This is a genomic window from Curvibacter microcysteis (genome assembly GCF_028649455.1).
Classification (GTDB): domain Bacteria; phylum Pseudomonadota; class Gammaproteobacteria; order Burkholderiales; family Burkholderiaceae_C; genus Curvibacter; species Curvibacter microcysteis.
In genome coordinates this window covers 446,238-472,794 of the sequence record NZ_JAQSIO010000002.1, presented here as the reverse complement: position 1 = coordinate 472,794, position 26,557 = coordinate 446,238, and the positions used below count along the sequence as shown (strand labels likewise).

Annotated in this window: 24 protein-coding genes; 7 read left to right on the top strand and 17 right to left on the bottom strand. The window is 68.8% G+C overall.

What is annotated here, in order from left to right; genetic code table 11:
• The first annotated feature begins 270 nt into the window (after nucleotides 1-270).
• A complete protein-coding gene (locus PSQ39_RS07415; RefSeq protein ID WP_273926063.1) occupies nucleotides 271-615 on the top strand; it encodes a Rap1a/Tai family immunity protein in 345 nt (114 codons plus the stop codon).
• 42 nt (nucleotides 616-657) lie between these two features.
• On the opposite strand, the gene PSQ39_RS07410 is transcribed toward PSQ39_RS07415, so the two are convergent.
• Nucleotides 658-1,032, bottom strand: coding sequence for a response regulator (locus tag PSQ39_RS07410; RefSeq protein ID WP_273926062.1), 375 nt, complete (start codon nucleotides 1,030-1,032; stop codon nucleotides 658-660).
• Between the two features lie 326 nt (nucleotides 1,033-1,358).
• On the opposite strand from PSQ39_RS07410, the gene PSQ39_RS07405 reads away from it, so the two are divergent.
• Nucleotides 1,359-1,544 carry a hypothetical protein gene (locus PSQ39_RS07405; protein ID WP_273926061.1) on the top strand — a complete coding sequence of 62 codons (186 nt, stop codon included), beginning with the start codon at nucleotides 1,359-1,361 and terminating at the stop codon, nucleotides 1,542-1,544.
• A gap of 42 nt (nucleotides 1,545-1,586) precedes the next feature.
• Here PSQ39_RS07405 and PSQ39_RS07400 read toward each other — a convergent pair whose 3' ends face one another.
• The 6 genes from PSQ39_RS07400 to PSQ39_RS07375 all read right to left on the bottom strand — a co-directional run bounded on the left by PSQ39_RS07400 (nucleotide 1,587) and on the right by PSQ39_RS07375 (nucleotide 13,113).
• Nucleotides 1,587-10,442, bottom strand: a complete 8,856-nt coding sequence (locus PSQ39_RS07400; RefSeq protein WP_273926060.1) for a GH36-type glycosyl hydrolase domain-containing protein — start codon at nucleotides 10,440-10,442, stop codon at nucleotides 1,587-1,589.
• A gap of 213 nt (nucleotides 10,443-10,655) precedes the next feature.
• Nucleotides 10,656-10,814: a hypothetical protein gene (locus PSQ39_RS07395; RefSeq protein WP_273926059.1), complete on the bottom strand. Its 159-nt coding sequence runs from the start codon at nucleotides 10,812-10,814 to the stop codon at nucleotides 10,656-10,658.
• Between the two features lie 24 nt (nucleotides 10,815-10,838).
• Nucleotides 10,839-11,174: a DUF1488 family protein gene (locus PSQ39_RS07390; protein WP_273926058.1), complete on the bottom strand. Its 336-nt coding sequence runs from the start codon at nucleotides 11,172-11,174 to the stop codon at nucleotides 10,839-10,841.
• Between the two features lie 3 nt (nucleotides 11,175-11,177).
• Entirely contained in the window at nucleotides 11,178-11,684 is a 507-nt protein-coding gene (locus PSQ39_RS07385) for a DUF1269 domain-containing protein (protein WP_273926057.1), read from the bottom strand.
• A 95-nt stretch (nucleotides 11,685-11,779) separates the two neighbouring features.
• Nucleotides 11,780-12,430, bottom strand: coding sequence for a BON domain-containing protein (locus PSQ39_RS07380; protein WP_273926056.1), 651 nt, complete (start codon nucleotides 12,428-12,430; stop codon nucleotides 11,780-11,782).
• A 137-nt stretch (nucleotides 12,431-12,567) separates the two neighbouring features.
• The gene (locus tag PSQ39_RS07375) at nucleotides 12,568-13,113 is read right to left on the bottom strand and encodes a sterol desaturase family protein (protein WP_273926055.1); all 546 of its coding nucleotides are present in this window, start codon (nucleotides 13,111-13,113) and stop codon (nucleotides 12,568-12,570) included.
• 230 nt (nucleotides 13,114-13,343) lie between these two features.
• Between PSQ39_RS07375 and PSQ39_RS07370 the strand changes: the two genes are divergently transcribed.
• Nucleotides 13,344-13,571, top strand: coding sequence for a glycine zipper 2TM domain-containing protein (locus tag PSQ39_RS07370; RefSeq protein ID WP_273926054.1), 228 nt, complete (start codon nucleotides 13,344-13,346; stop codon nucleotides 13,569-13,571).
• A 132-nt stretch (nucleotides 13,572-13,703) separates the two neighbouring features.
• Here the strand turns inward: PSQ39_RS07370 and PSQ39_RS07365 are convergent, their stop codons facing one another.
• The 3 genes from PSQ39_RS07365 to PSQ39_RS07355 all read right to left on the bottom strand — a co-directional run bounded on the left by PSQ39_RS07365 (nucleotide 13,704) and on the right by PSQ39_RS07355 (nucleotide 15,163).
• The gene (locus PSQ39_RS07365) at nucleotides 13,704-14,144 is read right to left on the bottom strand and encodes a hypothetical protein (RefSeq protein WP_273926053.1); all 441 of its coding nucleotides are present in this window, start codon (nucleotides 14,142-14,144) and stop codon (nucleotides 13,704-13,706) included.
• 83 nt (nucleotides 14,145-14,227) lie between these two features.
• Nucleotides 14,228-14,800 (bottom strand): hypothetical protein, encoded by a 573-nt coding sequence (locus PSQ39_RS07360; protein ID WP_273926052.1) that lies wholly within the window; start codon nucleotides 14,798-14,800, stop codon nucleotides 14,228-14,230.
• A 45-nt stretch (nucleotides 14,801-14,845) separates the two neighbouring features.
• On the bottom strand, nucleotides 14,846-15,163 hold the full coding sequence (locus PSQ39_RS07355) for a BON domain-containing protein (protein WP_273926051.1): 318 nt from the start codon (nucleotides 15,161-15,163) through the stop codon (nucleotides 14,846-14,848).
• 270 nt (nucleotides 15,164-15,433) lie between these two features.
• Here PSQ39_RS07355 and PSQ39_RS07350 point away from each other — a divergent pair, with 270 nt between their 5' ends.
• From PSQ39_RS07350 to PSQ39_RS07335, 4 genes are read left to right on the top strand one after another with little or no spacing between them, the layout of a single operon-like run.
• Nucleotides 15,434-15,583 carry a lmo0937 family membrane protein gene (locus PSQ39_RS07350; protein WP_273926050.1) on the top strand — a complete coding sequence of 50 codons (150 nt, stop codon included), beginning with the start codon at nucleotides 15,434-15,436 and terminating at the stop codon, nucleotides 15,581-15,583.
• Complete coding sequence (locus tag PSQ39_RS07345; RefSeq protein WP_273926049.1) at nucleotides 15,580-16,497, top strand: YihY/virulence factor BrkB family protein; 918 nt, start codon at nucleotides 15,580-15,582, stop codon at nucleotides 16,495-16,497. Before PSQ39_RS07350 ends, PSQ39_RS07345 begins: the two co-directional genes overlap by 4 nt.
• A 60-nt stretch (nucleotides 16,498-16,557) precedes the next feature.
• Entirely contained in the window at nucleotides 16,558-18,129 is a 1,572-nt protein-coding gene (locus PSQ39_RS07340) for an oleate hydratase (RefSeq protein WP_273926048.1), read from the top strand.
• A gap of 54 nt (nucleotides 18,130-18,183) precedes the next feature.
• Nucleotides 18,184-18,426 carry a hypothetical protein gene (locus PSQ39_RS07335; protein ID WP_273926047.1) on the top strand — a complete coding sequence of 81 codons (243 nt, stop codon included), beginning with the start codon at nucleotides 18,184-18,186 and terminating at the stop codon, nucleotides 18,424-18,426.
• Nucleotides 18,427-18,455: 29 nt separating this feature from the next.
• On the opposite strand, the gene PSQ39_RS07330 is transcribed toward PSQ39_RS07335, so the two are convergent.
• The 7 genes from PSQ39_RS07330 to PSQ39_RS07300 all read right to left on the bottom strand — a co-directional run bounded on the left by PSQ39_RS07330 (nucleotide 18,456) and on the right by PSQ39_RS07300 (nucleotide 26,383).
• Nucleotides 18,456-19,562: a hypothetical protein gene (locus PSQ39_RS07330; RefSeq protein ID WP_273926046.1), complete on the bottom strand. Its 1,107-nt coding sequence runs from the start codon at nucleotides 19,560-19,562 to the stop codon at nucleotides 18,456-18,458.
• 242 nt (nucleotides 19,563-19,804) lie between these two features.
• Nucleotides 19,805-20,632 carry a hypothetical protein gene (locus PSQ39_RS07325; protein WP_273926045.1) on the bottom strand — a complete coding sequence of 276 codons (828 nt, stop codon included), beginning with the start codon at nucleotides 20,630-20,632 and terminating at the stop codon, nucleotides 19,805-19,807.
• 9 nt (nucleotides 20,633-20,641) lie between these two features.
• Entirely contained in the window at nucleotides 20,642-21,553 is a 912-nt protein-coding gene (locus tag PSQ39_RS07320; protein WP_273926044.1) for a YaiO family outer membrane beta-barrel protein, read from the bottom strand.
• Entirely contained in the window at nucleotides 21,550-22,779 is a 1,230-nt protein-coding gene (gene wecB, locus PSQ39_RS07315; RefSeq protein ID WP_273926043.1) for a non-hydrolyzing UDP-N-acetylglucosamine 2-epimerase, read from the bottom strand. Before wecB ends, PSQ39_RS07320 begins: the two co-directional genes overlap by 4 nt.
• Before the next feature lie 144 nt (nucleotides 22,780-22,923).
• The gene (locus PSQ39_RS07310; protein ID WP_273926042.1) at nucleotides 22,924-23,925 is read right to left on the bottom strand and encodes a hypothetical protein; all 1,002 of its coding nucleotides are present in this window, start codon (nucleotides 23,923-23,925) and stop codon (nucleotides 22,924-22,926) included.
• Nucleotides 23,913-24,992 carry a bactofilin family protein gene (locus PSQ39_RS07305; RefSeq protein ID WP_273926041.1) on the bottom strand — a complete coding sequence of 360 codons (1,080 nt, stop codon included), beginning with the start codon at nucleotides 24,990-24,992 and terminating at the stop codon, nucleotides 23,913-23,915. The genes PSQ39_RS07310 and PSQ39_RS07305 overlap by 13 nt, the downstream gene beginning before the upstream one ends.
• Complete coding sequence (locus tag PSQ39_RS07300) at nucleotides 24,989-26,383, bottom strand: glycosyltransferase family 2 protein (protein WP_409242002.1); 1,395 nt, start codon at nucleotides 26,381-26,383, stop codon at nucleotides 24,989-24,991. Before PSQ39_RS07300 ends, PSQ39_RS07305 begins: the two co-directional genes overlap by 4 nt.
• Nucleotides 26,384-26,557 lie beyond the last annotated feature (174 nt).

The following is a 26,557-nucleotide window of genomic DNA, read 5'->3' as shown; positions in this document are numbered from 1 at the left end:
CCCCAATTCCCCAAGCCCGCCCCCTGGCGGGCTTTTTCATGCCCCGGCCACGCGCAGTCCCGGGGCAGCCCGTTCGGCGCGCAGGAATGTGATTTTTCGCAGCCCTCTCTGACGGACGGCAATTTGCCAGAAAATGCGGGTCAGCCCTTTTTCGACCGCCCCGCCCACTTCTTGGATTGCCCACCCATGGCCGCACCCACTGCGCTTGCCCCGGCCCCCCGTGCCCCCTTCCGACCTGGCCGGGGTCCATCGCCCTGGTCCCGCTGGGCCATGGCCTGCTGCCTGGCGGCCAGCCTGAGCACGCCCCAGGCCCGAGCTCAGTTCATTGACGGGCATGAGCTCCATCGCTGGGGCGAGGCCTTCGAGCGCCGTCGCCAAGGCTTGCAAAGCAGCAAAGACAGCCGCGACGTGCAGATGTTCATGGGTTATGTGATGGGCGTCTGGGACGCCACCCTGGCCGCGCGCGACATCTTGTGCCTGCCGCCCCAATTTGAATCGGCCCAGATCTACGACCTCGTGGTGGACCACGTCCGCGCCAACCCGGACAAATGGGCCTTGCCTGGCGACTACCTGGTGCGTGAGGCCGCCTTGCGCCAACTGCGCTGCCGCCAATAAAACCTCGAGAGCGCCCCCGCCCGGCCAGGGCCGGCAGGGCGGTCAGTCCTGATCGCCGATCAGGCACTCGATCACATCGACCAAATCCGACGGGCTGAAGGGCTTGCCCAGGTAGGCGCGGGCCCCCGCGGCGTAGCCGGCACTGACGTCGGTGTTCTGCTCCAGCGCCGACAACATGACCACCGGGATGCTGCTCAACTCGGGGTCTTCCGCCATGGCCCGGCTCACTTCCAGGCCGCTCATGCCGGGCATGAGCACGTCGAGCAAGACCAGGTCCGGTCGGCGCATCCGGGCCAGAGCCAGGCCCTCCTCGCCATTGCAGGCCTCGATGACGTCGTAGTCCTGAAACTCCAGCGTGAGGCGGATGAGCTTGCGAATGTCTTCGTGGTCATCGACGGTCAAAACAAGTTTGGACACAGAGGGCTTTCTGCTGGTGGTGAGCCCCGAAGGCCGGTGGCGCTGGCCCCATTTTGCCGCAGGGACAGGGGCCTGACGGTCGATTAAATCAAACCAACGGTGGTGGAAAACCCGATCTTGCCACCCCCTTGGCGCCCCCCTGTGTGCGCCAACACACACAACGCCAAGACAAACAAGCGCATCATGGGGGCGCTCAAGCCCCGCCAAAAAAACACCTCAGAGACAAAAGAGCGCCCCACCGGCCGGTCACCCCGCCGCTGGGGTCCCGACCTCCGCCGCCGCCCTGGGCCGGCGCCTTTTGTTGTCCTCTGCCGAAATGGTGAACCATGAGCACTCTGAGCTCCCGCAACCCCAGCAGCACCGCCCTGCGCTGCCCCCACTGCCAACACCCGGTGGAACGCATCCGCCGCCGCAGCTGGATGCGCTGGCTGCCCCTGAGCCGCCACCTCGACTGCCCCCATTGCGAAACCCGCTACCTGCGCTACCTGGGTTGCTGGCTCGGCCCCCTCTGAGGCCCGCTGAACCAGCTGGCGCTGGAGAGGCCCGCCAGTCGCTCAGGCCATGGGGACGACCGGCACCGGTGGCGCCCACTCCAGCACCAGCTCATGGACTTGCCCATCCTCGGGCAGGTCAACGCTCAGGCCGCTCAACCAGACGCCGTCCAGACCCAGGCGGCTGGCGGCTCCAGCGGGGGCGCGGCGCACGGTCACCTGCAACGCCACCTGGCCATGGCGGTAGCTCAGGCTGAAGCCCTCCCAGTCCGGCCGCAGGCAAGGGGCCAGGCTCAGGGTGCCTGCGCGCAGGCGCCAGCCCAGCAAGGACTCCAGAATCAAGCGCAGCATCCAGCCCGCTGAGCCGGTGTACCAAGTCCAGCCACCCCGCCCCTGATGCGGTGCCACGCCATACACATCGGCCGCCATCACATAGGGCTCGACCTGGTAGCGGGCCACCGCCTCGGGGCTGTCGGCATGGCGCACCGGGTTGATCAGGTCAAACACCTGCCACGCCTGGGTGGCCTCGCCCAACTGGGCAAAAGCCATGGCCGCCCAGATCGCGGCGTGGGTGTACTGCCCCCCGTTTTCACGCACACCGGGCAGGTAGCCCTGGATGTAGCCCGGCTTGAGCACCGAGTGGTCAAACGGCGGGTCCAGCAAGGCCACGTAGGCGTACTCGTGGTTGATCAGCCGCGCCGCCATGGACTGCATGGCCTGGCGCGCCCGCTGCGGGTCGCCCGCACCGGAGAGCACCGACCAGCTTTGCGAAATGCTGTCGATCTGGCACTCGGTGTTGCTGGCCGAGCCCAAGGGGCTGCCATCGTCAAAGAATGCCCGGCGGTACCAGGCGCCGTCCCAGCCGCTTTGCTCCGCGTGGCGCGCCAGGGCGTGCGCCTGGGTCAGGCACTGCACGCGCCAGGCCTCGTCACCCCGGTCGGCGGCCAGCAGGGCAAAGCGGTTCAAGGTGTCGATCATGAAGAAGGCCAGCCAGACGCTCTCGCCGCGCCCGCCCAGGCCCACCAGGTTCATGCCGTCGTTCCAGTCGCCCGAGCCCATCAGGGGCAGTCCATGTGTGCCCAGGCGCCAGCCGCGCTGCAGGGCCCGGCAGCAGTGCTCGTACAGGGTGCCCGACTCGCCCGAGAGCTGGGGCAGGTCGTAATAGGAGTCGTCCTCCGGGTTGACCGGGCGCGCCGTCAAAAAAGGCAGGACCTCGTCCAACACCGCGCGGTCCCCGGTCACCGACACATAGTGGCTGACCGCCTGGGGCAACCACAAAAAGTCGTCCGAGCACTGGGTGCGCACGCCACGCCCACTGGGCGGGTGCCACCAGTGCTGCACATCGCCCTCCTGGAACTGGCGGCCCGCCGCCAACAGCAACTGCGCCCGCGCCAAGCCGGGCTCGGCATAGACGAAGGCCATGCTGTCCTGCAATTGGTCGCGAAAGCCAAACGCCCCACCCGACTGGTAGAAGCCACTGCGCGCCCACAAGCGGCACGACAGGGTTTGGTACAGCAGCCAGCCGTTGAGCAGCAGGTTCAAGGCCAGGTCCGGCGTTTGCACCTGCACGCTGCCCAAGGCCCGGGCCCAATAGGCCTGCACCGATTGCACGGAAGCCGCTACCTCGGCGCGGCTGCGCGGCAGTGGGGGCACACGGGCTTCGCCACTGTCCAGCGCGGCCTGGTGGTCGACCGCGCCGAGGCGGAACACGAATTGCCGCTGCTCGTCCGGTCCCAACTCAAAAGGCACGCGCAGCGCAGCGCAGGGGTCCAGGCCGGCGCCCACCCGCATCGACAGGCGCAGCCGGCTCATCGCGGCCGGGCGCCGCCACGAGCCCTGGCGACCCAAAAACTCCGTGCGGTCGCCCGTGAAGCTCACGCCGTCCAGGGTGCTGGCCTCCCCCGCATCAAAAAAGGCCGCCACATGTTGAAAGTCGGCACTGTAGGCGTTGTGGGCCCACAGGGCACCGGTGGGCGCGTCGTGCACGGTGACCACATGCAAGCCGGTCTTGGCGGGCAGGTCGCCCAGCACCCATTCCACATAGCCGGTGGCCGACAGGCGCCGGCGTTGGGGGCTGCGGTTGTGCACGGTGAGCACCGAGCACTTGAGCGCGTGCTGAGGGTCGATGTGCACGCTCAGCAGGCTGTGCACGCCCTGCTCCTCGTGCTCGAAGGTGGTCGTGCCAAAGCCGTGGCGCACCACGCTGAGGCCCGGCCCACCGCAGGGCAACGGTGTGGGGGACCAGTAGCAGCCGCTGTCTTCGTCGCGCAGGTACAGGGCCTCGCCGCCGCCATCGCTGACGGGGTCGTTGCCCCAGGGGCTCAGGCGGAACTCATGCGCGTTCTGGAACCAGGTGTAGGCACTGCCGCTTTCCGACAGCACGGTGCCAAACTGGGCATTGGCCAGCACATTGACCCAGGGCGCTGGCGTGACCTGCGCGCCGCTGACTTGAATCACGTACGCCCGCCCATCCGGGGCGAAGCCGCCCAGGCCATTGCCAAACAAGAGCCCCTTCACCGGCGCCACGCTGGACGCCGGATAGCGCCCTGGCGCCGGGCTGTGGGCCAGCAAGCGCGAGCCCGTGGCCCGGCGCTGGTCTTGAAAACTGGGGGGCTGGACCTGCTGGCTCAGCGAGCCCTGGGCGTCGGACAGGACCACCCGCGCCACGCTCAGGAACAGGTGGCGGTCCTCGACCGGAATCTGCTCGGCCAAGCGCACAAAAATGCCGCCTGGCTTCTCGGCCAGGTTGGCTTCCACGCCCGAGGCGATCAGGCCCAGGATTTGTTCCTGCAGTTGTTGGCGGTAGCCGGCGTGGTCCTCGTTCCAGATCACCAGGTCCACCGACAAGCCCTTGAGCCGCCAGTACGCATGGGCCTGCACCATCTGGCGCACCAGCTCGATGTGGGCCACGTCGCCAATTTGCACCAGCACGATGGGCAGGTCGCCCGAGATGGCATAGCTCCAAAGCCCCGACTGGCCCCGCCGGTTGCGCTGCAGCACCGCGGCCGGTGCGCGCAAAGCGGGCTGGGCGTACAGCACCGGGCCCGCCAGGCGGCCGTACAACTGGGCGTCGGTCTCGCTGGCATTGATCTGCTGCAAGGTCACCCAGTTGTGCGTCCAGGCCAGGTCGAAGACCCGGTCGGCCAGGTGTTTGTCGCGGTATTTGTCGATCAGGGCCAGGGCCTGTTCGCGGCGCTCGGCCACGCCGGTGACCATGTCCAGGGTGACGCTTTGCTGCGGCTCCAGGGTGATGCGGTGTCGAATCGCCACGATGGGGTCCAGCACCGCACCCTGGGTACCCGACAGCTGCACGGTGTCGGTCATTGCCAGCGGCGCGGCCAGGTCCCGGGTGCGGCCAATGAAGCGGCTGCGGTCGGTCTCAAAAGACACCTCGCTGCCCGAGCCCCCGTGCACGGCCATGAGGTGCAGCAAGAACACCACCGGCTCGCTGTCCGTGCGCGGGCGGCGCTGGCACAGCAAGGCCTGCTTGTCGGCCACGATCTCGGTCTGCACAAACAGCTTGCTGAAGGCCGGGTGCAGGTTGTCCGCCCCGGCCGGGGCCAGCACCACCTCGGCGTAGCTGGTCACCTCCAGCACGCGGCGCACGCGCGCGGTGTTGGTGATGTGCAGGCGGCGCAGCTCGATGTCGTCCTCGGGTGAGACCGCGATTTCGGCATGGGTGTCGTAGCCCTCGTCGCGGCGCCGGAACTCGGCCCGCCCCGCCGAAAAAATGGCCTGGTAATTGGCCGTGTCACGCCGCGTGGGCAGGTGCCCCACGGACCAGAACTGCTGCGAGGCCACGTCGCGCAGGTAACAGAACTGCCCCCAGGGGTCGCGCGTCGGGTCTTCGCGCCAGCGCGTGACGGCCAGGTCCTTCCAGCGGCTGTAGCCTGCGCCGGAATGGGTGAGCATGACGTGGTAGCGGCCATTGGACAGCAGCTGCACCTGGGGCGCCTGCGTGTCGGGCTGGGTGATGATGCGCAGCGGCATCTCCGGCCCCACCGACAGGGCGCGCAACTCCAGGGGCCCGGCCTTTTCGTGCTGAAGCCGCGTGGGGTTGGGGATGCGCTCGTGCAGCAGCAGCACGGCGGCGCGCAGCACCGGGTCGGCCAAAAAGCGCTGCTGCATGGGCTGGTTCAGCAAGGCATGGTCCAGCGCCAGCAGGCTCATGCCCTGGTGGTGGGCCATGAAGGATTGCACCGTGACACTCTTTTTGCCGCGCGGCAGGCGGCTGGCGGTGTAGTCCACGGCTTCGTACAGGCCGTAGCGCGTGCCCAGGCCGTCGGCCTCCAGGCGCTGCAGGTTTTGGCAGGCGGCGACTGGCATCACCATCAAGGCCAGCGCGCTGGCGTAGGGCGCGATGACCAAGTCCTCGCCCAGGCCACGCTTCAGGCCGGTGCCGGGCACGCCGAAGGCGCGGTATTGGTAGTTGAGGGCCACGTCCACCGCGTTGTAGCCCGACTCTGAAATGCCCCAGGGCACGCCGCGCCGCTGGCCGTAATCGATCTGGCGCTGCACGGCCGAGTGGCAGGTTTGGTCCAACAGCGAGCTGGCGTACTGCGGCATGACCAGTTGGGGCATCAGGTACTCGAACATCGAGCCGCTCCAGGACAGCAGGATGGGCGGGCCGCCCGCCGAAGTCAGCAGTCGGCCCAGGGCAAACCAGTTCTCCTGCGGCAAGCGGCCCTGGGCCACGGCGATGAAGGTGGCCAGGCGTGCTTCGGAGGCCAGCAGGTCGTAGCTGCTCTCATCGAGCCGGCGCTGGTCGACGTTGTAGCCAATGGCCAGCAGGTGGCGCGCCGGGTGGTCCAGAAAGGCCCAATGCATGTCGGCCAGCGCCTGCACGCGGGCGGCCAGGGCCAGGCACTCGGCTTGGCGCGTGCGGGCGCGCTGACTGGCCAGGGCGACCAGGGCGGACAGCCCACTGAAGGGCGTTGTCGCGGCAGGGGGTGGGGGCGCCAGCAGGTCACGGGGGCGCTCCGGCGGGAACAGCGCGTCCCAGCCCGCCAACTGCAGGCCCGTGGGCATGGGCAGCAGGCGCTGCGGTACGCTGGCCTCGGGCCAGGCGACCCAGGGCAGGCAGTGCAGCAGCTCGGCTTGCAGGGCGCCGGCCTGCTCGGCCAGCACGGCGGCCCAATGGCCGAACTCGGTGGCTGCCAGCGGGGCGCCCTCCGCCACCGGGCGGGGGGTCTCTGCCTCGGCCAACTGCGCCAGTTGGCGGGCCCCCTGCTCCAGCCGGCCCAGGCACAGCCACAGTTCCGAGGGCAGCGCCGGGGCGGCGTCCGTGGCGGCCTGCATTTGCGCTTGCAAGGCTTGCCAGGCCTGGTGCAAGGGCAGCGAGCTCAAGGCCAGCCCCTGCGCTTGCAGCAAGCCCACGGTGTCGGCCAGGCCGGCCAGGGTGCGCGCGCTGAGCACCGGGTCGGCCGCCAGGCCCAACAGGCCCGCGCGCAGGGTCAGCAGGTGCCCGGCCAGGTTGCCGCTGTCCACCGCCGACACATACAGCGGCGCCAAAGGGGCCAGGCTCAGGGTGTCGTACCAGTTGTAGAAATGGCCCTGGTAGCGCGGCAGGGTCTCCAGCGTGTCCAGCGTCCGCCGGGTGCGTTCGATCAAGCCACCCTGGCCCAGGTAGCCAAAGTCGTAGGCCGCGAGGCTGGCCAGCAGGGACAGGCCGATGTTGGTGGGCGAAGTGCGGTGCGCCAGCACGGCCTGGGGCTGCTCCTGGTAGTTGTCGGGCGGCAGGTGGTGGTGCTCGCGGGTGACAAAGGTCTCGAAGAAATGCCAGGTGCGGCGCGCCAAGCGCCCCAGGTACTGACGCTGCTCGGCCGACAAAGCTGGTGTGAAATCAGACGGCGCACGGCTCAGCCAGCGCTCCAGCACGGGCGCCAAGGCCCACAAGGCCAACAGCGGCGCGGCCGTCCACAGCGCGGGGCGCTGCAGGGCCGCCAGCAGCACCAGCCACAGCAGGGCCCAGGCCGGCGCGGGCCACCAGGCCAGGCGCTCGCGCCAAACAGCCCAGGCCGGGTGCGCCGGATTCGCCGGATTCGCCGGGCTCGCCACCTCGCCCGAGGCTTGCCAGACCAGCAAATGGCGGTGACTCCAGCGCAGGCGCCACAGCGTGCGCAGCACCGCGTCCAGGCTGTACGCGGCCTCGATGGGCAGGCAGGCCAGGGTGAACAGGCCCTGCCAAAGCTTGCGGCCCAGGGTCTCGGCCATCAGGCGCGCGTGCTGGCCCGGCAAGGATTCGCCCGGCTTGCGTGCCGCCTGCACCGCCGCGGCGGCCAGGGCCGGGAAGAACAGAATCCCCAGCACGCCCAGGGTCCAGCCCCAGGCCTGCGGCAGGGCCAACCAGCCCAGGGCCAGCAAGCCCAGCAGCGCGGGCGCCACCAGGCTGCGCCGCAGGTTGTCCAGCAGCTTCCACTGGGACAGGCGCGACAGCGGGTTGCGGCCGCGACGCCCCCCCTCCATCGGCACGCGGGGCAGCAGCCAGGCGGCGATCTGCCAGTCGCCTCGGATCCAGCGCTGACGCCGCTGCACGTCGCTGGCGTACAGCGCGGGGGTGTCCTCGTACAGGATCACATCACTGACCAGGCCGGCACGCGCGTAACAGCCCTCCAACAGGTCGTGGCTCAGGATGCGGTCGTCCGGAAAGCGCCCGGCCAAGGCCTGCTCGAACACCGCCAGGTCGTAAATGCCTTTGCCGATGTACGACCCCTCCTTGAACACGTCCTGGTACACGTCCGACGCTGCGCCGGTGTAAGGGTCCACGCCCTGGTCACCGCCGAACAGGCGCGCGTAGCGGCTGCGGTTGGTGCTGGGCAAGGTGGCGGCCATGCGCGGCTGCAAGATGGCGTAGCCCTGGGTGACACGCTGGGCCTGGGGGTCGTACACGGCCTGGTTCAGAGGGTGGGCCAGGGTGCAGACCAGGCGGCGGGCCGAGTCACGGGGCAACAAGGTGTCGGTGTCCAAGGTGATCACATAGCGCACCTGGCGAAGCGCCTGGAGGTCACCCAGCCGCCAGGCAAAGGGCTCGCTCGCCCCGGTGAGCAGCAGCTGGTTGAGGGCGGCCAGCTTGCCCCGCTTGCGCTCCAGGCCCATCCAGCAGCCTTCTCTTGGGTTCCACAGCCGGGGCCGGTGAAAGCCGTAAAAAGGTTGTTGCGTGGCCGTGCCGTAGCGCTGGTTCAGGGCCTCCAGGCTCCGCCGCAGGCGCGCCAGGGTGGCCGCATCGCCGGGCTGCTCAGCCTCGGGGGCGTCGACAAAGTCGGTCAGCAGGCCATAAAACAACTGCGGGTCCTGGTTGCCCAGAAAGCGCAGCTCCAGGGCGTCCACCAGTCGGTCGGCCGATTCTGGCGTGCTGAGCAGCGCGGGCACCACGACCAGGGTGCGGGCGCTCTCGGGCAAGCCTTGGGCGCCGTCCATGCGTGGCAGGCGCTGTGGGGTGGCCCACAGGGTCAGCATCCAGTTGACGATGCTCAGCGCCAATTGGCTGCAGCCCAGGCTCAGCAGCAGCAAGCTCAGCAAAGCCCACCACCAGGCCCCTTGCGCCAGCGCGGTGCCCACCAGCATGTGGGCCACCATGGCCGCTGTCAGCAGCGTCACGGCCCCCAGGTACAGGCCCAGCGGACGCCGCTTGAAGGGTTGAAGGGCGCGTGCCAAACCTCGGGGCACGGGCTGCAAGGCCGGTCGTCCCAGGCCGATCAGGTAGTGCCCCACATGGGCCAGGCGCGGGTCGGGCGCGGCGTGCCCCGGACCCGGGGGCCCCAGCAGCAGGGCTTGCTGGTGGGCCTGGCAGGCCAGTTGCACGGCCTGGCGTGCCAGCTCGATTTCAGGCCGCCCCGCCTCGCGCGCCAGGCGTTCGACGGCGTGGCGGTAGCGGTCGCGGGTGGCAAAGTCCATGCGGCCATAAACACCGCCCGGGTCTTCGCGCAGCTTGTGTTCCACCGCGCTCATGGCCTCGACAAACTCGCGCCAGTCGGTGGCGTCCAGCACACGCAGGCTGGCAATGCTGTTGCTGATGGACAGCTGGCTGGCCGCCTGGTGCTGGGTTTCGGCCTGCACCACCTCTTCGGTGCTGAGACCGGCTTCGGCCAGGCGCTGCTCGATCCAGCTCAGCGGCATGGTCAGGGGCGCGCCCTGCCCGCGCAGGCGGCGCACCAACTCGGCCACAAAGGCATTGGCCAAGGGCGGGTCAGAGCGCGCCATGTCGGCCACCACCAGGATCAGGCCCTTGGGATCGCTCTGGGCCACCGCACTCATCTGGTCGGCCCACAACGCAGCCCGGGTGCGCTCGGCCATGCCTTGGGCGATGCGCGCGCCGACCCGGCGCAGGTTCTCGATCATGGCCAGGCGCAGCATGATGGGGATGGCCCACAACTCCCCCAGGCGCAGCAGGTCCACGCTTTGGTAGGCCTGCATCAGCCGGTGCAGGCTGTCCAGGTCCAGGCGGCCGTCGCCATGCGAGATGGCCTCCAAGGCGATGTCGTAGACGCGCGGGTAGCCCTTGGACGGCCCATCCGCCAGCAGCGGCAAGGCGCGGCTGTAGCCCTTGGAAAAGTGCAGGCGCGCGGTGCGGATCTGGTCTTCGATCAGGTAGAAGTTGTCCAGCAGCCACTCGCCCGCGGGCACCACCGGGCGGCGCGCGGTGACGCTGTGGCGCAGCGCGGCATAGGTGTCGCGCAGCACCTGTTCGTTGTCGCTCAAGCGGGCCAGCAGGCGGTCCGGACCGGCCTGCAAGATGGCCTGGTGGCGCAGGGCCAGGGTGTGGCCGTGGCGCTCCATCTGCTCGCCGTTGAACAGCTCGGCCTGCAACGGGGGCTCAAACGCCGCCTGGGCCTGGGCGGCGGCAAAAGCGCTGCGCCGGGCCGCCCAACGCCCCCACAAGCGGGTGCGCAGGCTGAGGAACAAAGAGGGTTCTGGGATCATGAAAGCGGCACCGGGCAACAGCCCGGTCAGGGCGGTGGCCCCGCAGGCCCACCGCGCCCACCCGGACCTGGGCAACAGGTCTGGGCGTGCACCGCAGGCGGCGCGCGCATCAGAAAGAGCAACGGGGCGCCGCAGCGTCCGTCCAGGCCTCAGCCTGAGGCTGGGCACCGCCAGGGTCTGTACGGTGGCGCACGGCCCGGCAGCCTCAGCGCCCTACTTCCGCTTGGTCGGTGCCGGCGCCACCACCACGGGCGGCGGACTGGGCTTCTTCTCTTGCTTGGGTTTTTTCACTTCTTTGTTGCCGTTTTGTTTGTGGGACATGGAGGGGCCTTTCAAGGCATCAGCCAGGGGGTTGAGGTGGGAGCAGTTCATGACAACGGTCTCCAGGAAGAAAACTCATCGGCCACGGGCCGGGACGGGAAAGTCGGCCTCGCGCAGCATCACCGGCGCGTGGGCGCCCTGGCGCAGGCGGTGGACGACCGCGGCCTGGATGACGGCCTGGTGCGCGTGGTAGGTGGGCACCAGGTCGGTCGGGTGCTCGCCCGCCCCAAAGCGGTGGCGCAGCGCCTGGCGGCTGATGCTGGCGTCGACCAGGCCCTCGGGCAGGTGGAGCACAAAACGCACGGTGTCCGAGCCCTCATGCAGGTAGGCTTCTTCGGCGGGTGGCGCGGCGGCGGGGGCCGGCTCCGGGCTGCTGGGGCCGCCCGCAGGGGGCCGGGTCAGGGCGCTCATGGCTCAGGCCGCCTGCACTTGGGGCGCCTGCTGCAGCAACTCACGCGCCTGGGCCTGCACCTGGGCGCTGCCGTGCACCAGCAGCAGGTACTTGTCGACCTTGAGCGCGGTCTCGTACTTGAGCACCTGGTCCTTGGGCACGCCCAATTGGCTCAGGGCCGCCCCCAGGGCCGACAAGCCCCCGACGACGACGGCGCCCTCGAGCACGCCCACCAGGGTCATCACCACGGGGCCGGCCAAAGCCACCACGCCGACACCGGGCAGGAAGAACACCGCGGGCGCCAGCAGCAGGCCCCAGATGCCGCCCCAGAACGCGCCCTGCGCGCCCCAGGCCTTGACCTTGTCGCCCAGGGTGTAGAAGCCGGTCGGCTGCTCTTCGCTGTGGTAGCCCTTGCCGATCAGGGACAGGGCCGACATGGCCACGCCGCCCCGGTTCAGGGTCTGGATGGCCCGCTCGGCCTCGGCGTGGGTGTCGTAAACAAAACAGGGGGGAAGGGTGTGGTCGTTCATGAAAATCCTTGAGGGGACAGGGAATGACGCCCGCTCCCGCCGGTGCGCGCCGGCGGGGCGGACGGGATGGTGATGGGGGTGGCCGCGGGGCCGTGTCAGGCGAAAGTGAGTTGGTCCACCACTTGGTGCACGCCCGGCGTGCCCCAGGCCGTGTGCGTGGCCAGGTTGCGCTCGGACCAGCTGTGCACCGTGCCGCTGAGGGTGACCTCCGCGCCATCGACGCGCACCTGGATGTCTTGCGCGTCCTGCTCGGCACGGCGTTGCAGGGCCAGCTCGATGTCGGCCTTGACCGCGCTGAGCTTGACCTTGGGCTTGAGCACGATCTGGTTGTGCAGGCCGCGCACGCCCAGCAGGTGGCGCACGGCAGAACTGGCCAGCTCGCGCTGGTACTCCCAGTCCAGGCTGCCGTTGAGCGTGACCTGGCCTTTTTCGACCACCACCTGCACCGCATGGGCGGGCAACTGGTTCATCCACTCCAGAGTGGAGATCACGGAGCGGGCGATGTCCGAGTCGGCCCGTTCGGCCGTGCTGGGCAGGTCCACGGTCAGCTCGACCGCCAGCGCCCGCACGCCGTACACCCGCTGGGCTGCGCTTTCGGCGGCCCACTTCTCGGCAAAACTCTCGACCTGGCCGCTGAGCGTGACCACGCCATCGCCCACCGCCACGCCAATGTGGGTGGCGTTGAGCGAGGGCTCCCAGCCCAGTTCGTCCTGCACCGCTTGTTGCAAAGCCTTGTCGCTTGTCATGGTTGACTTTCTTGGGGTTGAAAGCGCCAGTCTGGGCAGGCCCTTCAGACCCGTCTGTGCGACGCAACGCATTGCCAACCGGCTCGGCACCGGCGGCCAACAGCGCCCGATACAGCGCCCGACACTGGGCCTGGGCTTCAACGCCCGCCGCTGCCAAACAAGCGGTCCCAGCCGCGCGTGGTGACCCCGAAACAGACCGGGCGGGCGCTGTGGTGGTGGCGCAAATGCCAGTGCTGTAAACGCCGCAACCAGGGCGACTGCCCGCTCCAATGGTGGATGGCGTGGTGCGTCAGCGAATAGACAAAAGCCCCGGCCAGCACCCCCAGCGACAGGGCCAGCCCAAGTGGCGCGGGCAGCCACCACAGGCTGGGCAAGAGCACCAAGCCGCCAAAGGCCAAGGCGCTGACCAACGTGGGGGTGCAGATCAGGGCCTGTGGTCGGCGGTGGTGCGAGCCGTGCCACTGGCGAAACGGGTCCAGGCCGTGCAGCACAAAGCGGTGGATCAGGTACTCCAACAAGGTCCAGAGCACGGCGCCCAGCAACAGCATCACGCTCACGGACAGCAGATCCTGGGCCGGACTGAAGCGCCACAAAGCGATGGCCAGCCCCAGCACCCCCAGCCCATAGGCCGCCAGGTCGGCGTAGTAAGCGGTCAGGCTGTGTTCGAAGCTGAGGAGGCGCATGCAGGGTCCTTGAAGCACAAAGCGTGCCGAGCCCCACTCTGGCGTGCCCGCCCCAGGTCGTCGGTACGTTGCCCCACACGGCTGGCGCCCGGCGCGGGCGGCACCTGGGTGACCCAGCGCACAGACCCCACCGGGGCGCAGGCGCACCCTGGCCCAGGGGCAGCGCACGGTGGCCCACGTCACCGGTGCAGCCCCAAGGCCTTTTTTCCTCCATTTTCAAGGTGACTCTCATGACCTCTGTTTCTACCCACCGAGCCGCCTGGCTGGCGGCCAGCGTCCTGTTTCTGGGCCTCAGCGCCTGCAGCGGCATGTCCGGCCGCCAACAAGACACCGCCGTCGGTGCCGGGGTGGGCGCCCTGGGCGGCGCCATCCTCACCGGGGGCAGCGGCGTGGGCACCGTGGGCGGTGCCGCAGTCGGCGCGGTGATTGGCAATGAGGTGGGCAAGGACAAGAAGTAAAGCCGGGTGGGCGGGCCCCGACCCCGTCCAGCCTGTCAGGGCCCCAACCAGAACGCACAACGCCCCCAGGCTTGGGGGCGTTGTCGCTTCCGTCAGGGCCTCGCGGCCCACAGCCCAGGGGGGGCGTGGGACTCAGTGTTCAGAGGACCGGGCACTGGCCTGGCGGGCTGCTGGGCCGGAGCGGCGCCACCACAGGGGCAGGGCCACCAGCACCGCGCCCACGGCGGCAGCCCAGGCCAGGGCCGTGAAGGGCTGGGCACGCACATAGCGCTCGGCCGAGTGGCGCGCTTGCAGGCCTTGGTCACGCAGCTGGCGCGAGCGGAGCTTGAAGGCCTCCAGCTGCTCGTGGCCCCAGTCCTCACCGGGGGTCAACCACTGTTTGTGGACGTCCTGAACCAGGCTGTCCAGGGAGGCCAACCCTTGGTGCAAGGCCGCTGTGGGCAAGGCATCGGTTCCAGCGTGGTCCAGGCCTGCATGGTCCATGCCGGCATGGGCGCGGTGGGCATGGGGACTGTCAGGTCCGTCCAGGGGGCCGTTGGCGGGGTCACGGGGAGCGTTCTTGGGAGGGGACATGGGAAGCACCGTCTTTCGAGTGAAGGGAGTCATGGGGGCGCGTGCGCGAAGAAGGCCCGCGCGGTGGTCGCGCGGGGCGACGGTCATCGGTTCATCTGGGCCGTCTTGAGGCAGGTGGTCTTGGCGTCGCCCGACAGGGCGTCGCACTTTTCCTTGGCCACGGCGTAGGCGGCGTCGCGCTTGTCCATGTCCGAGGACTGGCGCACTTCGCTCATCTTCTCGCGCGCATCGCTTTTGGCTTCAGCGCTCTTCTCAACCACTTTGGCGTCGCCCTTGGCGGCAACATGGCGGCTGGTGGCCTCCTTGCGGCAGACGTCCTTGGGGTTGCCAGCGAGGTCGTCGCACTTTTCCTTGGCCACGGCAAAGTCCGCATCGGCCTTGGCCAATCGCACTTCATAGGCGTGCTTGTCGCTGGGCTCGTGGCTTTGTTCCAGCTCGGCCTGGCCGATTTTTTCGCGGCCCTTGGCCTCCTGGTGGCACACATCCTTGGCGTTGCCGGCCAACTTGCCGCAGGCCGCCTGGTCGGTCTTGTACTGCTGTGTGATCACGTCGTGCGCAGCTTGGTAATCGGCTTTGCTCATGGGTGCGGCCCAGGCGGGCGCCCAGGCGGCGCTGCACAACGCGGCGCTCAGCAGGGTCAACAAAAGGGGTTTCATCACGGGGTCCTTGGTCATGAATAGAGGGGAAAGGCGGCGAGCGGCTTATTTCAGGCGCATGTCGTTGCTGACACTGGTCACGCCCTTGACGTCACGCGCCAAAGCCAGGGCCCGGTTGATGTCGGCCTGGCTGCGCACAAAGCCACTGAGCTGCACCCGGCCCTTGAAGGTCTCGACATTGATCTCGGACGACTTCAGGCCCGGGTCGTCCAGCACGGCGGCCTTGACTTTGGTCGTGATCACGGTGTCGTCCACGTATTCGCCTGTGCCTTCGCTGCGGCTGGTGGCCGCGCAAGCGGTGAGCAAGGTCAAGCCAGCCAGCAAGGCCAAAAGCGTGCTGCGGCGAAAGAAAGAGGGGGTCATCAATAGCTCCTTGAAGATCAGGTTCACTGGAAGTGGCCCCGGCTTGGCTGCGGCCTCAAGGACCAGGCCCACACCGGGAGCGCTGGCTGAGCATGGGGGCCAAAGCGCTGGCTGTCGGTACGCTGCACCACGCTGCGCCAGGGCCTGCGCCGCCCCTTGCCCCCAGCGCGGCTGTGTGCCCAAGCGAACAGTCAGCCCGGCAAAGGCCCCCCACACTGGCCCAGGCCTGCCCCCGCCTGTGTCGCCCGGGCGGCTTGCCGAAAGACCGCCATGCTCTACACCCTCGCCCTCGTACTGATCCTTTGCTGGGCGCTTGGCCTGGTCACCTCCTACACGCTGGGCGGCTTGATCCACCTGCTGCTGCTCGTGGCCTTGGTCATGGTGCTGGTGGGGCTGCTGAGTGGCCGCCGGGCTCTTTGAACGCCCCGCGCTCTGAGCGGCTGCGCGGGCGTCAGTTGCTGCTGGCCACCCTGGACGCCTGGTTGGCAGACCGCGCGGCCAGCATGGGCGCTGCCTTGGCCTACTACACACTGTTTTCCATGGCGCCCCTGCTGCTGATCGCACTCGGGGTGGCGGGGGCCGTGTTCGGTGACGCCGCCGCCCGCCACGAGCTGCTGCTGCGGCTGGAGGACACCTGGGGGGCCGAAGGGGCGCTGACCGTGGCGGCCTGGCTGCGCGGTCCGGCCCTGTCGGCACCGGTCCACGGCACGGTGCTGGGGGTGTTGCTGCTGCTGATCGGGGCCAGCAGCGTGTTCACCGAGTTGCAGGACAACTTCGACCGCATCTGGAAGCTGCCGCCCGCCCCCGCGCCGGCCGGGCTGCAGCGCCTGCCGGCCTGGCGCAGCGCCCTGCGCAGGCGCCTGCTGTCCCTGGCCATGACCTTGGGCGTGGGCGCCTGGCTGCTGCTGTCCCTGGGGGTGAGCGCGGCCCTGAGCTGGTGGGAGCCCCGAGGGACCGAACCCTGGCCCACCCTGCTGTACCTGGCCCAGCACAGCCTGAACTGGGTCTTGCTGACCGGTGTGTTCGCGGCGATCTACAAATTCATGCCCCACGAGCCGGTGCGCTGGGCCGACGCTTGCCTGGGCGCGGTGGTGACCTCGGTGCTTTTCACGGCGGGCAAATGGGCCATTGCCAGCTACCTGAGCCACAGCGGCGTGGCCAGCGGCTTTGGCGCCGCCAGCGCCTTGGTGGCCTGGCTGGTGTGGGTCTATGGCTCGGCCCTGACGGTGCTGCTGGGGGCGGAGTTCACCTGGGTGCTGGCGCACCGGGCCCCCATCGATGCGGCCCCGCCGGGTGTGGCCCAACGCACCGACGCAGCCAGCACGCAGGCCTAAGTTCGGGTCCTTGGCATGGGCCCCCTGCCCCGCCGGCTTCGTCACAAGGAACGCCCTCTCATGAACCCTCCCAACCAGGCCTTTTTGATTGGTGGCGGCATCGCCTCGCTGGCGGCAGCCGCCTTTCTGATCCGCGACGGCGGCTGGAGCGGCGAACGCATCACCGTGCTGGAGGCGGGCCCCGTGCTCGGTGGCAGCCTGGACGGCGCCGGTGACCCCGAGCAAGGCTATGTGATGCGCGGCGGGCGCATGCTGACCAGTGACAACTACGAATGCACCTGGGACCTGTTTGGCAGCATCCCCTCCATCACCCAGGCCGGGCAAAGCGTGCACCAGGAGACCCTGCAGTTCAACCAAAAGCACCACTCGCATGCCTTGGCGCGGCTGGTCAACCGACACCGCGCGCGCATGCCGGTGACGAGCATGGGCTTTTCCATGCAGGACCGGCTGGAGCTGCTGCGCCTGCACCAGGCCGACGAGGACACCCTGGGCAACACCTGCATCACCGACCACCTCTCACCCTCGTTTTTCGAGACCCCGTTCTGGTTCATGTGGTGCACCACCTTTGCCTTCCAGCCCTGGCACAGCGCGGTGGAGTTTCGCCGCTACCTGCACCGCTTCATGCTCGAATTTGCCCGCATCGAAACCCTGGCGGGCGTCAAGCGCACGGTCTACAACCAGTACGACTCGCTGGTGCGGCCGCTGCAGCAGTGGTTGCTGGCCCAAGGGGTGCATGTGGTGCCGCGCTGCACCGTGACCCGGTTGGAGCACCAAGACAGCGACAGCGGCTGGCGCGTCACCGCCTTGCACAGCCTGCGCGAAGGCCAGCCCCACCACCAGGCCGTGGCGCAAGGGGACCTGGTCTTCTTGCAGAACGGCTCCATGACCGACGCCAGCAGCCTGGGCAGCATGGCGCAACCCGCCCCCGCCCAGGCCAGCGACCCTCACGGGGCCTGGGCCCTGTGGACCCAGCTGGCCGCGCAACGGCCCGGCCTGGGCCGGCCCGAGGTGTTCAACCGCCAGCCCGCGCTGTCCAACTGGACCTCGTTCACCGTGACCCTGAAAACCCCCGACTTCTTTGACACCATGGCGCGCTTCAGTGGCAACGAGGCCGGCACCGGCGGCTTGGTCACGCTGCGCGACTCCCACTGGCTGATGTCCATCGTGCTGGCCCACCAGCCGCATTTCCCGCACCAACCGGCCAGCGTGCAGGTGTGCTGGGGCTACGGCCTGTTTCCAGACCGAGTCGGCAACTTCGTCAACAAGGCCATGAACGACTGCACCGGCGCCGAGCTGCTGCAAGAGCTGGCAGGCCACCTGCGGCTGGAGCCGGGCAGCTTGGCGGGTGCCATCTGCATCCCCTGCCGCATGCCCTTCATCACCAGCATGTTCCTGCCGCGGGCCCCTGGGGACCGCCCCCTGCCCCTGCCACCGGGCAGCCGGGATTTCGCCTTGCTCGGCCAGTTTGTCGAGCTGCCGCTGGACACGGTGTTCACCGTCGAGTACTCGGTGCGCTCGGCCCAGACCGCGGTGTACCAACTGCTGCAACTGGAGCGCGACGTGCCCCCGGTGACGCCGCACGACCACCACCTGCACGCCCAGTTCGAGGCCTTGCTCAAGGCCTTGCGCTGAGCGCGCCCCGCGACCGACCAGGACCCGCTCTTCCTCCCAGCCAGGACCACCGCCATGACCCAATGCCCTGCTTGCGCCCAACTGCCCCAACACCCGCCCAGCACGCCCGCGCATGCGCGGCTGCAACTCAAGGGCGCCACCGAATGGAGCCCGGGCCCCCCCCTGGCCGACGACCAGCCCAGCCGGCACCCACGCCAAGTGCTGCACTACGCCTGCCAGGACTGCGGCACACGGCTGCGCTGGGACTGCCGCCAGCTGGGCGACGCGCCGGGTTGGTCGGTGGCGCAATGCAGCTGAGCCCCATGAAGCCCCGCACCGCGCTCGCCTCACACCTCGGGCTGGCCTGCCAGCAAGGAGCGCGCGCGTTGGTAAAAGCCCAGCTCGTTGATGGTGACCAGCGCCCGGTTGGTGCTGAAGAGCTGCTCGATGTGGGCCAGTTGGGTGCGCGCCTGCGTGGTCTGCCCGCGCAGTGCCGCGACCTGGCCCAGGATGGCCCAGGGATAGGGGTCGTAGCGCCCCGTTTCCCAGCCCGGCGACTGCTGGTTGAGGTAGGCCCAGCCGTAGTCAAACAAGGGCGCCAGCTCCACCAAACCAAAGGCCTGGGCATAGATCTGGCAACTGGTGCCGGGGTAGAACACCGACTGCGGCAGCGGCGAGGCATCGCTCGCGGTGAAGGCCTTGGCCGCCGACTTGAAGGTCTGCTGCACGATGCCCTGGGCCGCATTGGAGGCCAGGTTGTCGTAGTAGTTGGCGTCGACCAACTCGCTGCGCGAGCGCAGCAAGGCGGCCAGGTCGCGCAGGCCTCGGTAGCCCTCACAGTTGTCCATCAGGTAGCCGATCGAGTTGCTCTGGCTGCGCGGGCTCTGGAACACCGAGGTCAGACCGCTGGGCTTGGCTGTCAGGGCCAGGTTGCGGTAGGCCACCTGCTTGATCAGCGCCTTGTTGGCCTCCCACCAGGTCCAGTTGCCGCTGGCCCGCACATAGCGCGTGGCCAGGGACAAGAAGGTGGCGGCGTAGGCGTCGTCCGAATCCGAGGCCACGGTGGTGATCACGCTGGGGTTGGCGCGTCCATACGGCAGGTTGACGTCGTCGATGCTCTGGTTGGGCAGCAGGCGAGACAGGTAGAGCTTGAGGTAAGGCAGGATCAAGGTCTCCAGCTCGGCCACGCTCAGCAAACGCACGATGGACAGCAGCCCCAGGTTGGCAAAGTACCAGTTCAGCCGCCCGTTGGGCGCGATCTCAAAGCCCCCGGCCACGGGCCCGCTGTTGATGCGCAAGGCCTTGATTTCCGCCAGCACATTGATGCCCGCCAATGGGGTGACCACGGGCGGCGTGACGGGGGGACAGCTGAGCGCGGTCTGCGCCGAGGCGGCCCCCACCCAGGCGCCGCTGGCCAATGCGGCTGGAGCCAAAAAGAAATGTCGACGTTGCATCGCGGGACCTTTGGTGGACGGAACAGCACCCGCCACGCATCAAGATGATTCGCGCAGCGGCACCCGCCAGTCGTGCTGAGCACGCCCCGACGCCGCCACGGCCTGCGACTCAGCGCTGACCGTGCCCGAATTGTCGGCAGCCCCCCTCCGGATGCCTTGTTTGGGTACGTTGGCCCACAGACAAATGGGTGAAAACAGCCTGAACCCGGCGTCCCGTCCCCGCCCCGCCCCCTGCCGTGGGCTCAAAGCGTGGCCGTGCTGGGCGCCGTGCTGGCGGCCCAGGCGTACAACGCGACGAACACCATCATGTCGAACAAAGCCCCGAAGCAGATGTAGAGCACGGGCATGAACACCGGCGAGCCGTGGTGCAGCAGCAGCAAATGCACCAGGGCTTGCTGCGGCACCATGAGCACCACAAAGGCCAGCATCAACAGGCTGTGCAGCAGCTTGCGCCACACGCTGAGGTGCAAGGCGTAATAGCCCAGGCCCAGCAAGATCGGCATGGCCAGCAACAAGGCGTAGCCGGCGTTGAGCATGTCGCTCACATGGTTGAGCAGGCTGTGCGGATAGGGCTGCGGCGCCCACCAAAAGTACAGCAAGGCCATCAGCTGCACCGCGCACACGATGCGCACCAGGTACTGCAAAGGCAAGCGCGGGCCACGCAAAAAGTGCGAGCCCACAAGCGCCAGCAGCACCAAGGCCGCCCCCAGGGCGCTGCCCTGGGCCGAGCTCAGCCCACCATCCTGCGGCCCGGGCTGCCAGACCAGGCCCAGGGCCTCGGACGGCTCCAGGGCCGTGGCCGCCCGCAAGGGCAGCTGCAGCCAGCCGGCCCAGGCCAACAGGTCGGCGCGCCAAAAGGCGTAGAGCAGGTCCTGGCCCAGGTACAGGGCTGAAAACAAGAGCAGCGGCAAGGCCGGCATCTGCGCGCCCAAGCCCCAGCTCGGCGTGACGTGGTTGATGGACCGGTGCGGCCGCGTCTGCCGGTGGGTGTGCTGCGCCTGGGCCAGGCGGCGGCGCGCGGCCTGGAAGGCCAGCTCGCGGTCGGCGGTGGTGACGAGGGTGTTTTTCATTTCAGGCCTTCACTGGAATTGATGGAACACGCCCAGGTTCAGGCCCTTGCGCTCGTAAAACGGGTTGCTGTAATGCTCCAGCCCCAGCACCCAGCCGCTGCGCGCATCGGTCCAGTGCCGCCAGGCCAGCGTGGCCTGGTGGCTTTGGAAGTTGATCAAGGTGGTGTTCAAGGCAATCGCCTGGTAGCCCTCGCCCCCCGCGCCATAGCGCACCGTGACGATGTCTTGCTTGACCCGGCCCCAGCTCAGCGCCACGAACTGCTGGTGGGTGGCGATGTCCCCAGGGTTGCTGCGGTTGAAACGCACGCCAGCCTCGGCAATCCAGGGGGCCTCGAAGTAATAGGCCCCCCCCAAGCTCAGCGCCCGGTCGATGTGGCCGTCGGGGGCCTGGTAGTAGCTCAGCCCGACGGAGGTCAGCAGGCTTTGCGTCGGCAGCCACTTCTTGTAGAGAAAACCATCGGCGCGCACCCGGGGCAGGTAGAAAGCACCGTCGCCCGCACCCAGCGAGACGATGGCAAACCAGTCCGGCGCCAAGGTCACGGTGTCGCTGACGCCGTAGAACTGCCCTGACTGGCCAAACTGGCGCTTGGCATGCACCTCGCCTTGCAGCAGGTGGGCCCCCATTTCATAGCTGCCCTTGATGCGCAATTCGCGCCAGTTGCCAAAGCCGTTGCTGAGGTTCTGCGCGCCCAGGCCGATCTCCAGGCTGCGCTGGGGCAGCACGGCCCCGGGCTCGCCCAGGGGCAGGCCCGGGGCGGTCTTTTGGGCCGGGGCGTCGACCGGCTGGTCTTGCGCCCAGGCGGGCAGGCTGAGGCAGGCCACCAGGGCGGCAGCCGGGACGCTCCAACCGTGCGAACGCGGCCAGCGCAAGCCCGCCGCGGCGGGCCAGGTCGGGGCCAGGGAGTCGGTGGCGGCGCTCATGCGAACACCGCCAGGGACGGGGCCGAACGCAGCACGGGCAAGGGCCAGTCCAGCACGGGCAGCGGCTCCTCCAGCTCGGCCGCCTCACTGAGGATGGCGGCAATGCGGGCGGCGGCGCGGCCGTCGCCGAACGGGCTTTGGCGCAGCTGCATGGACTGCAGCAAGGCCGGCTGGGTCAGCAAGGCGTGGCCGTGCTCGACGATCGCGTTCACGTCGGTGCCCACCAGCACCGCACCGCCGGCCTGCACCAGCTCCTGGCGCTCGGTGCTCTTGCGCGCCACCAGCACGGGCTTGCCAAAGGCCGAGGCCTCTTCCTGGATGCCCCCCGAGTCGGTCAGCGTGAAATGGCAGCGCAACAGCATGGCGATCATGGCCTGGTAGCCCAGGGGCTCGGTCAGGCAGATGCGCTGGCGCACCGACAGCGGCAGGCGCGCCACGATGGCTTCCACGTCCTGGCGCACGGCGGGGTTGGGGTGCACGGGCCAGACCGCGACCACGTTCTCCTGCAAGGCCAGCAAGCGGGCCAAGGCCTGGGCCACGTCGCGGATGGGTTGGCCCCAGTTCTCGCGCCGGTGGGCCGTGACCAGCACCATGCGCTGCTGGGGGTAGGTGTCCAGGAACTGGCGCAGCGGCGGCGGCAGCTCGGCGGCCAGGTCAAAGCCTGGGGTGCTGAGGCGCTCGCGCGTCCACAGGGCGGCGTCGATCACCGTGTTGCCGACCTCAAAAATGTGCGCCAGCGGCACGCCCTCGCCCAGCAGGTTGTACTTGCACTGGCGCGTGGGCGCAAAGTGCCAGCGCGACAGGCGACCGATCAGCTCGCGGTTTTTCTCCTCGGGAAAGGGCTCCCGCTCCCCCGTGCGCAGGCCCGCCTCGATGTGGGCCACGGGCAGGTTGTGGTAGTAGCCAATCAGCGCCCCGGCCAGGGCCGAGGTGGTGTCGCCCTGCACCAGTAGCACGTCCGGGCGCAGCGTGGCCAGGGCGCCATCGATGCCGCTGAGCAAGGCTGCGCTCAGGTGCGCCAGGGAGCCGGACTGGCGCTGCAGGTCGATGTTGATGTCGGGTGGCATGTCAAAGAACTGGTACAGGGCCTGGGCCACCGCCTCGTGCTGCCCCGTGTGCAGCACCAGCACGCTGTGGCCCAGGGCTTTGAGTTCGCGGTAAACCGGGGCCATCTTGATGATTTCCGGGCGGGTGCCTAAGCAGGCAAGGTAGGTTTGGGGGCGCATGGATCAACCTGTCAAATGAGGTGGAGAAAAGAGCTGGCCGGCCCCGCCGGAGCAGCGCCAAGACGCAATCGGGAAACAGGCCGCGAGGGGCTGGCAAACCTCCTGTGAAAAACAAGTCCAAAGGCGTCACACAGGCCAGCGGCCTCAGCCACACCAGGCCTGCGCCGGGGCGGGCGCCACGGCCCGGCTTTGCAGGATTTGCTGCACCACTTCGTCGGTGACGATCCAGTGCGCGCCGCCTCGGGCATGGGCGCTGTCGCGCAGCCAGCAGGCCGCGCTGGCCCGGTCGTCAAACTTCAAGGCCACCAAGGCCACCAAACCCCAGGCAAAGTCGTGCTGCGACTGCGCCAGCCAACTGGCCCGGTGCTCGCGCATCCAGTCGCGGTAATGGGTGTGCGGGTGCAGGCCCAGCAGCTGAAAGTCAAACAGCAAGGGGTAGAGCTGGCCCACATGCTCGGGGTAGAAGGTGGCCGCCACGGTCTTTTGTTCGGGCTGGGTCGAGACCAAAAAGCGACGCGCCGCCCGATCCCAAAACGTGGTGTGGATGGCCTCGGCCAGGCGCTTGCTGCGCGCCTTGACGGCGGGGCAGTCGTGGCGGCAGGCGGCCTGGTAGGACAGCACTTCCAGGTTGTCCATCAGCAGGCCGTGGGGGTAGACCGGTGAGACCAGGTAGATGCCGCGCTCGCGGTCCATCAGCCGGGCCAGGGCCTCGCTGCTGAGTCGGTGGCTGGCCCGCCAGGGGGCCTGCGTGCTCAGGGCCGGGGGCAGGCTGTCGACCAGGCGCAGCCACAAGGCCAGCAAGGTGTCGTCCGCGTCCGCCGTCTTGCAAGGGGCCCAGACCGGGCCGCGGCGGCAAAAGCGGTCGAAGGTGGCGTCCGGCTTTTGCCGTGCCAACAGCCACTGCGCCCAGGGCTGGGCGTAGGCGCTGATGTCCAGACCGAATTCACGCGCCAAGAGCAAGGCCTGCAAGGCAAAGTACGGGTCCACCGTGTCGCCGCTGTGCTGCACGCTGATGGCGCCTTCGGGCCCGGCATAGCCGTTCAACTGCAGCCGCACCGGGGTGGCGGCCGTGGCGCTGCCACCCAGCCCCCCCACCAACGCCCCCAGCAGCCAGCAGGCGGCGCGCCATGCTTTCAAGCGGCCCATACCACCCCCAGCTGGCGCGCCCACACCGTGCCGTGGGCGCTGGCGCCGGCCTCGGCGAGGATGTGCTCGGCACTCACCGTGGTCGGGGCATCGGGCTCACCCAGCACCACCTGGGTGCCGATCAGGATGGCCGACTCCGACACCACCGGCCCGCGCACCTGGGCGTGGTCCAGCAGCTGGATTTGCTGCTCGCTGCACAGCGAACCCAGGACACGGGCGCCCGCGCCCACCACCACACCACCGCGCGCCTTGATGTTGCCGCGCACCTCGGTGCCCGCGCCAATCAGCAAGCGGCCGGTGACCACCAGCGAGCCGACGTAGAGGCGGTCGCGCGGCAACTTGCAGTGGCCACGGATCAGGGTCAGCTGCTCGGTCTGGCGGATGGCGCCGTCGAGCAAGTGAAACGAGGCCACGATCAAGCGCCGGGGCGCCCGGCCGCGCTCATGCAAGGGCGGCAGCAGGCCAAAGCGGATCAGCGGCGCCTGGATGCGCTCAAAGCAGCAGTCCGTGCCCAGCTCCACCGCCGTGTCGCTGGACAGGCGCCGCAGCGCGGTGCTGCCCCGGCCCAGTTGCAGGGTCTGGTCGGCATGCGCCCAGGCCTGGATCTCGCAGCCCTCGCCCAGCTGCAAGCGCCCCTGAGACAACACGCCGACAAAGCGGCTGTGGGCACTGGCGTGCAGGTCGCCGTTGACAAACAGCAAGGTGTTGCAGCGGATGGCCCGCAGGGAGCGGATGGACGCAAACGAGATCATTGGCCTGCGCAGCGCCGGCCAGTCCAGGTCGTCCTGCACGACGGGCAGGATGTCGAACGTGTCGGTCGCTGCGGCGCTGGTCTCGGGCTGGCCGATGCGCGCCAGCACCACGCGGCGAAATTGGTCGCTGAAGTGGTCGATCTCGCTGCTGTAGTCGGGTGAGACCCACAGCGGCGCCACATCGGTGGGCCACAGCCATTCGCGCCAGGCGGGCAAGAAGGCGATCAGCAGCATCGCGCTGCACACCAAGGCAAAGACCAGGTAGGCCAGTGGCAGGGAGGGCGACCAGGACAGCGGCAGTGACAAGGTGTTCATTCGAGGCTCGGCTTTCTGTAGCGAACGGTTTTTTCCCAGACCAGGCTGCGGCGCAGCAGGCGGTCGGCCAGCAGGCTGCCGACCGACGCGGTGATGGCGAACAGGCTGATCACAAAGCCCAGCAGGCTGAAGGGCAGCAGGCGCAGCCGCCGCCGGTTGCCATCCAGGAGCACCGCGATGGCGATCTCGTAGAAGGCGGCAAAGTTGCCCAAGGTGCCGTAGGCCATCAGGGCGAAGACCGAGATCAGCTGCGTGAGCAAGGTGCCGGCGTTGAAGAAGTACAGGCCGATGGCCAGCAGCCAGCCCAGCAGCAGCAAGGGGGGCAAGGCGAAGACGCACAGCAGCAACAGGCCGTCGAGCCGCTCGCGCCAGCTCAGGAAGGGGCTGACCGCAAAGGCGTAGCCATAGCGCAGCAACACCTGGTTGTGGCCCTTGGCCCAGCGCCGCACCTGGCGGATGCGCACCGGCCAGTCCTCGGGCACTTCCTCATAGCATTCAGAGCGGTTGGTGTAGATGGTTTTCCAGCCGTTGAGCAGCAGGCGGTAGGTGATGTCGGTGTCTTCGGCCAGGGTGTCGTCGTGCCAGCCGCCCACCGCCGTCACCGCCGACAGGCGCACCCCGCCCACCGTGCCGCCGTACTGGGGCACCAGGCGCAGGTTCATGCGCGCCTGCTGGTCGACCTGGTAGCCGCCGGCGCGCTCCAGGTCCAGCATGCGGGTGAGCAGGTTGGCGCCGGTGTTGACCGGCACCACCCGGCCCATCACCGCGCCCACCTCGGGGTCAAAAAACGGTGCCACCAGCTGCTTGAGCAGGCCCCGGCCGGGCACGTAATCGGCGTCGAAGATGATCACGATGTCGCCTTCGGCGTGGACCAGCGCGTCCTTCAGGGCCGCGGCCTTGCCGGCCTTGCCGCCGCTGCGGTGGAATGGCTTGATGCGCCCCGGGTGGCGGGCCGCCCAGTCGTCGATGATGGCCTGGGTGCGGTCCCGCGAGCGGTCATTGACCGGCACGATCTTCAGACGCTCGGGGGGGTAGTTGGAGTTGAGCAAGGCGCCCAGGCAGCCGGCGATGACCAGCTCTTCGTTGTGCGCTGCAATGAACACCGTGATCTGCGGCCAGGGGGCCTGGTCAATGTCCAGGTAGGGGTGGCGCTGCGGCGCCAGCAAGCGGTTGAGGGTCAGCAGGCCGTGGCGCAGTGCGTACACGCACATGACCAAAATGATGCCGAACAGCACGCTGGCCATCAGCATCAGCACGCTGTGGGCCAGGGGCCCTGGTTGCCAGATCGAGGTGGGCGCCGCGCTGGCCGGTATCAAGGTCCATTCGCTGTGCTCCGCCAGGTGGTCCAGACCGAGGCTGACTTGGTGCCAGGTCTCCGTGAGTCGATCCATGCTTGCGCTCCCTTGTCCTGAGGTGACCTGCGGCTGAGGCGAGCCCCTCACTTGGCGTGAAAGACCCCGCGCTGCCGGGTTGTTAGAAAATGTATCGACGGGCTCAGGAGGGGTCTGTGCGTTGGGCCACGGTCTGTGTACGCTCCCGCACCGAAGCGCCCAGCGCCTGCGATC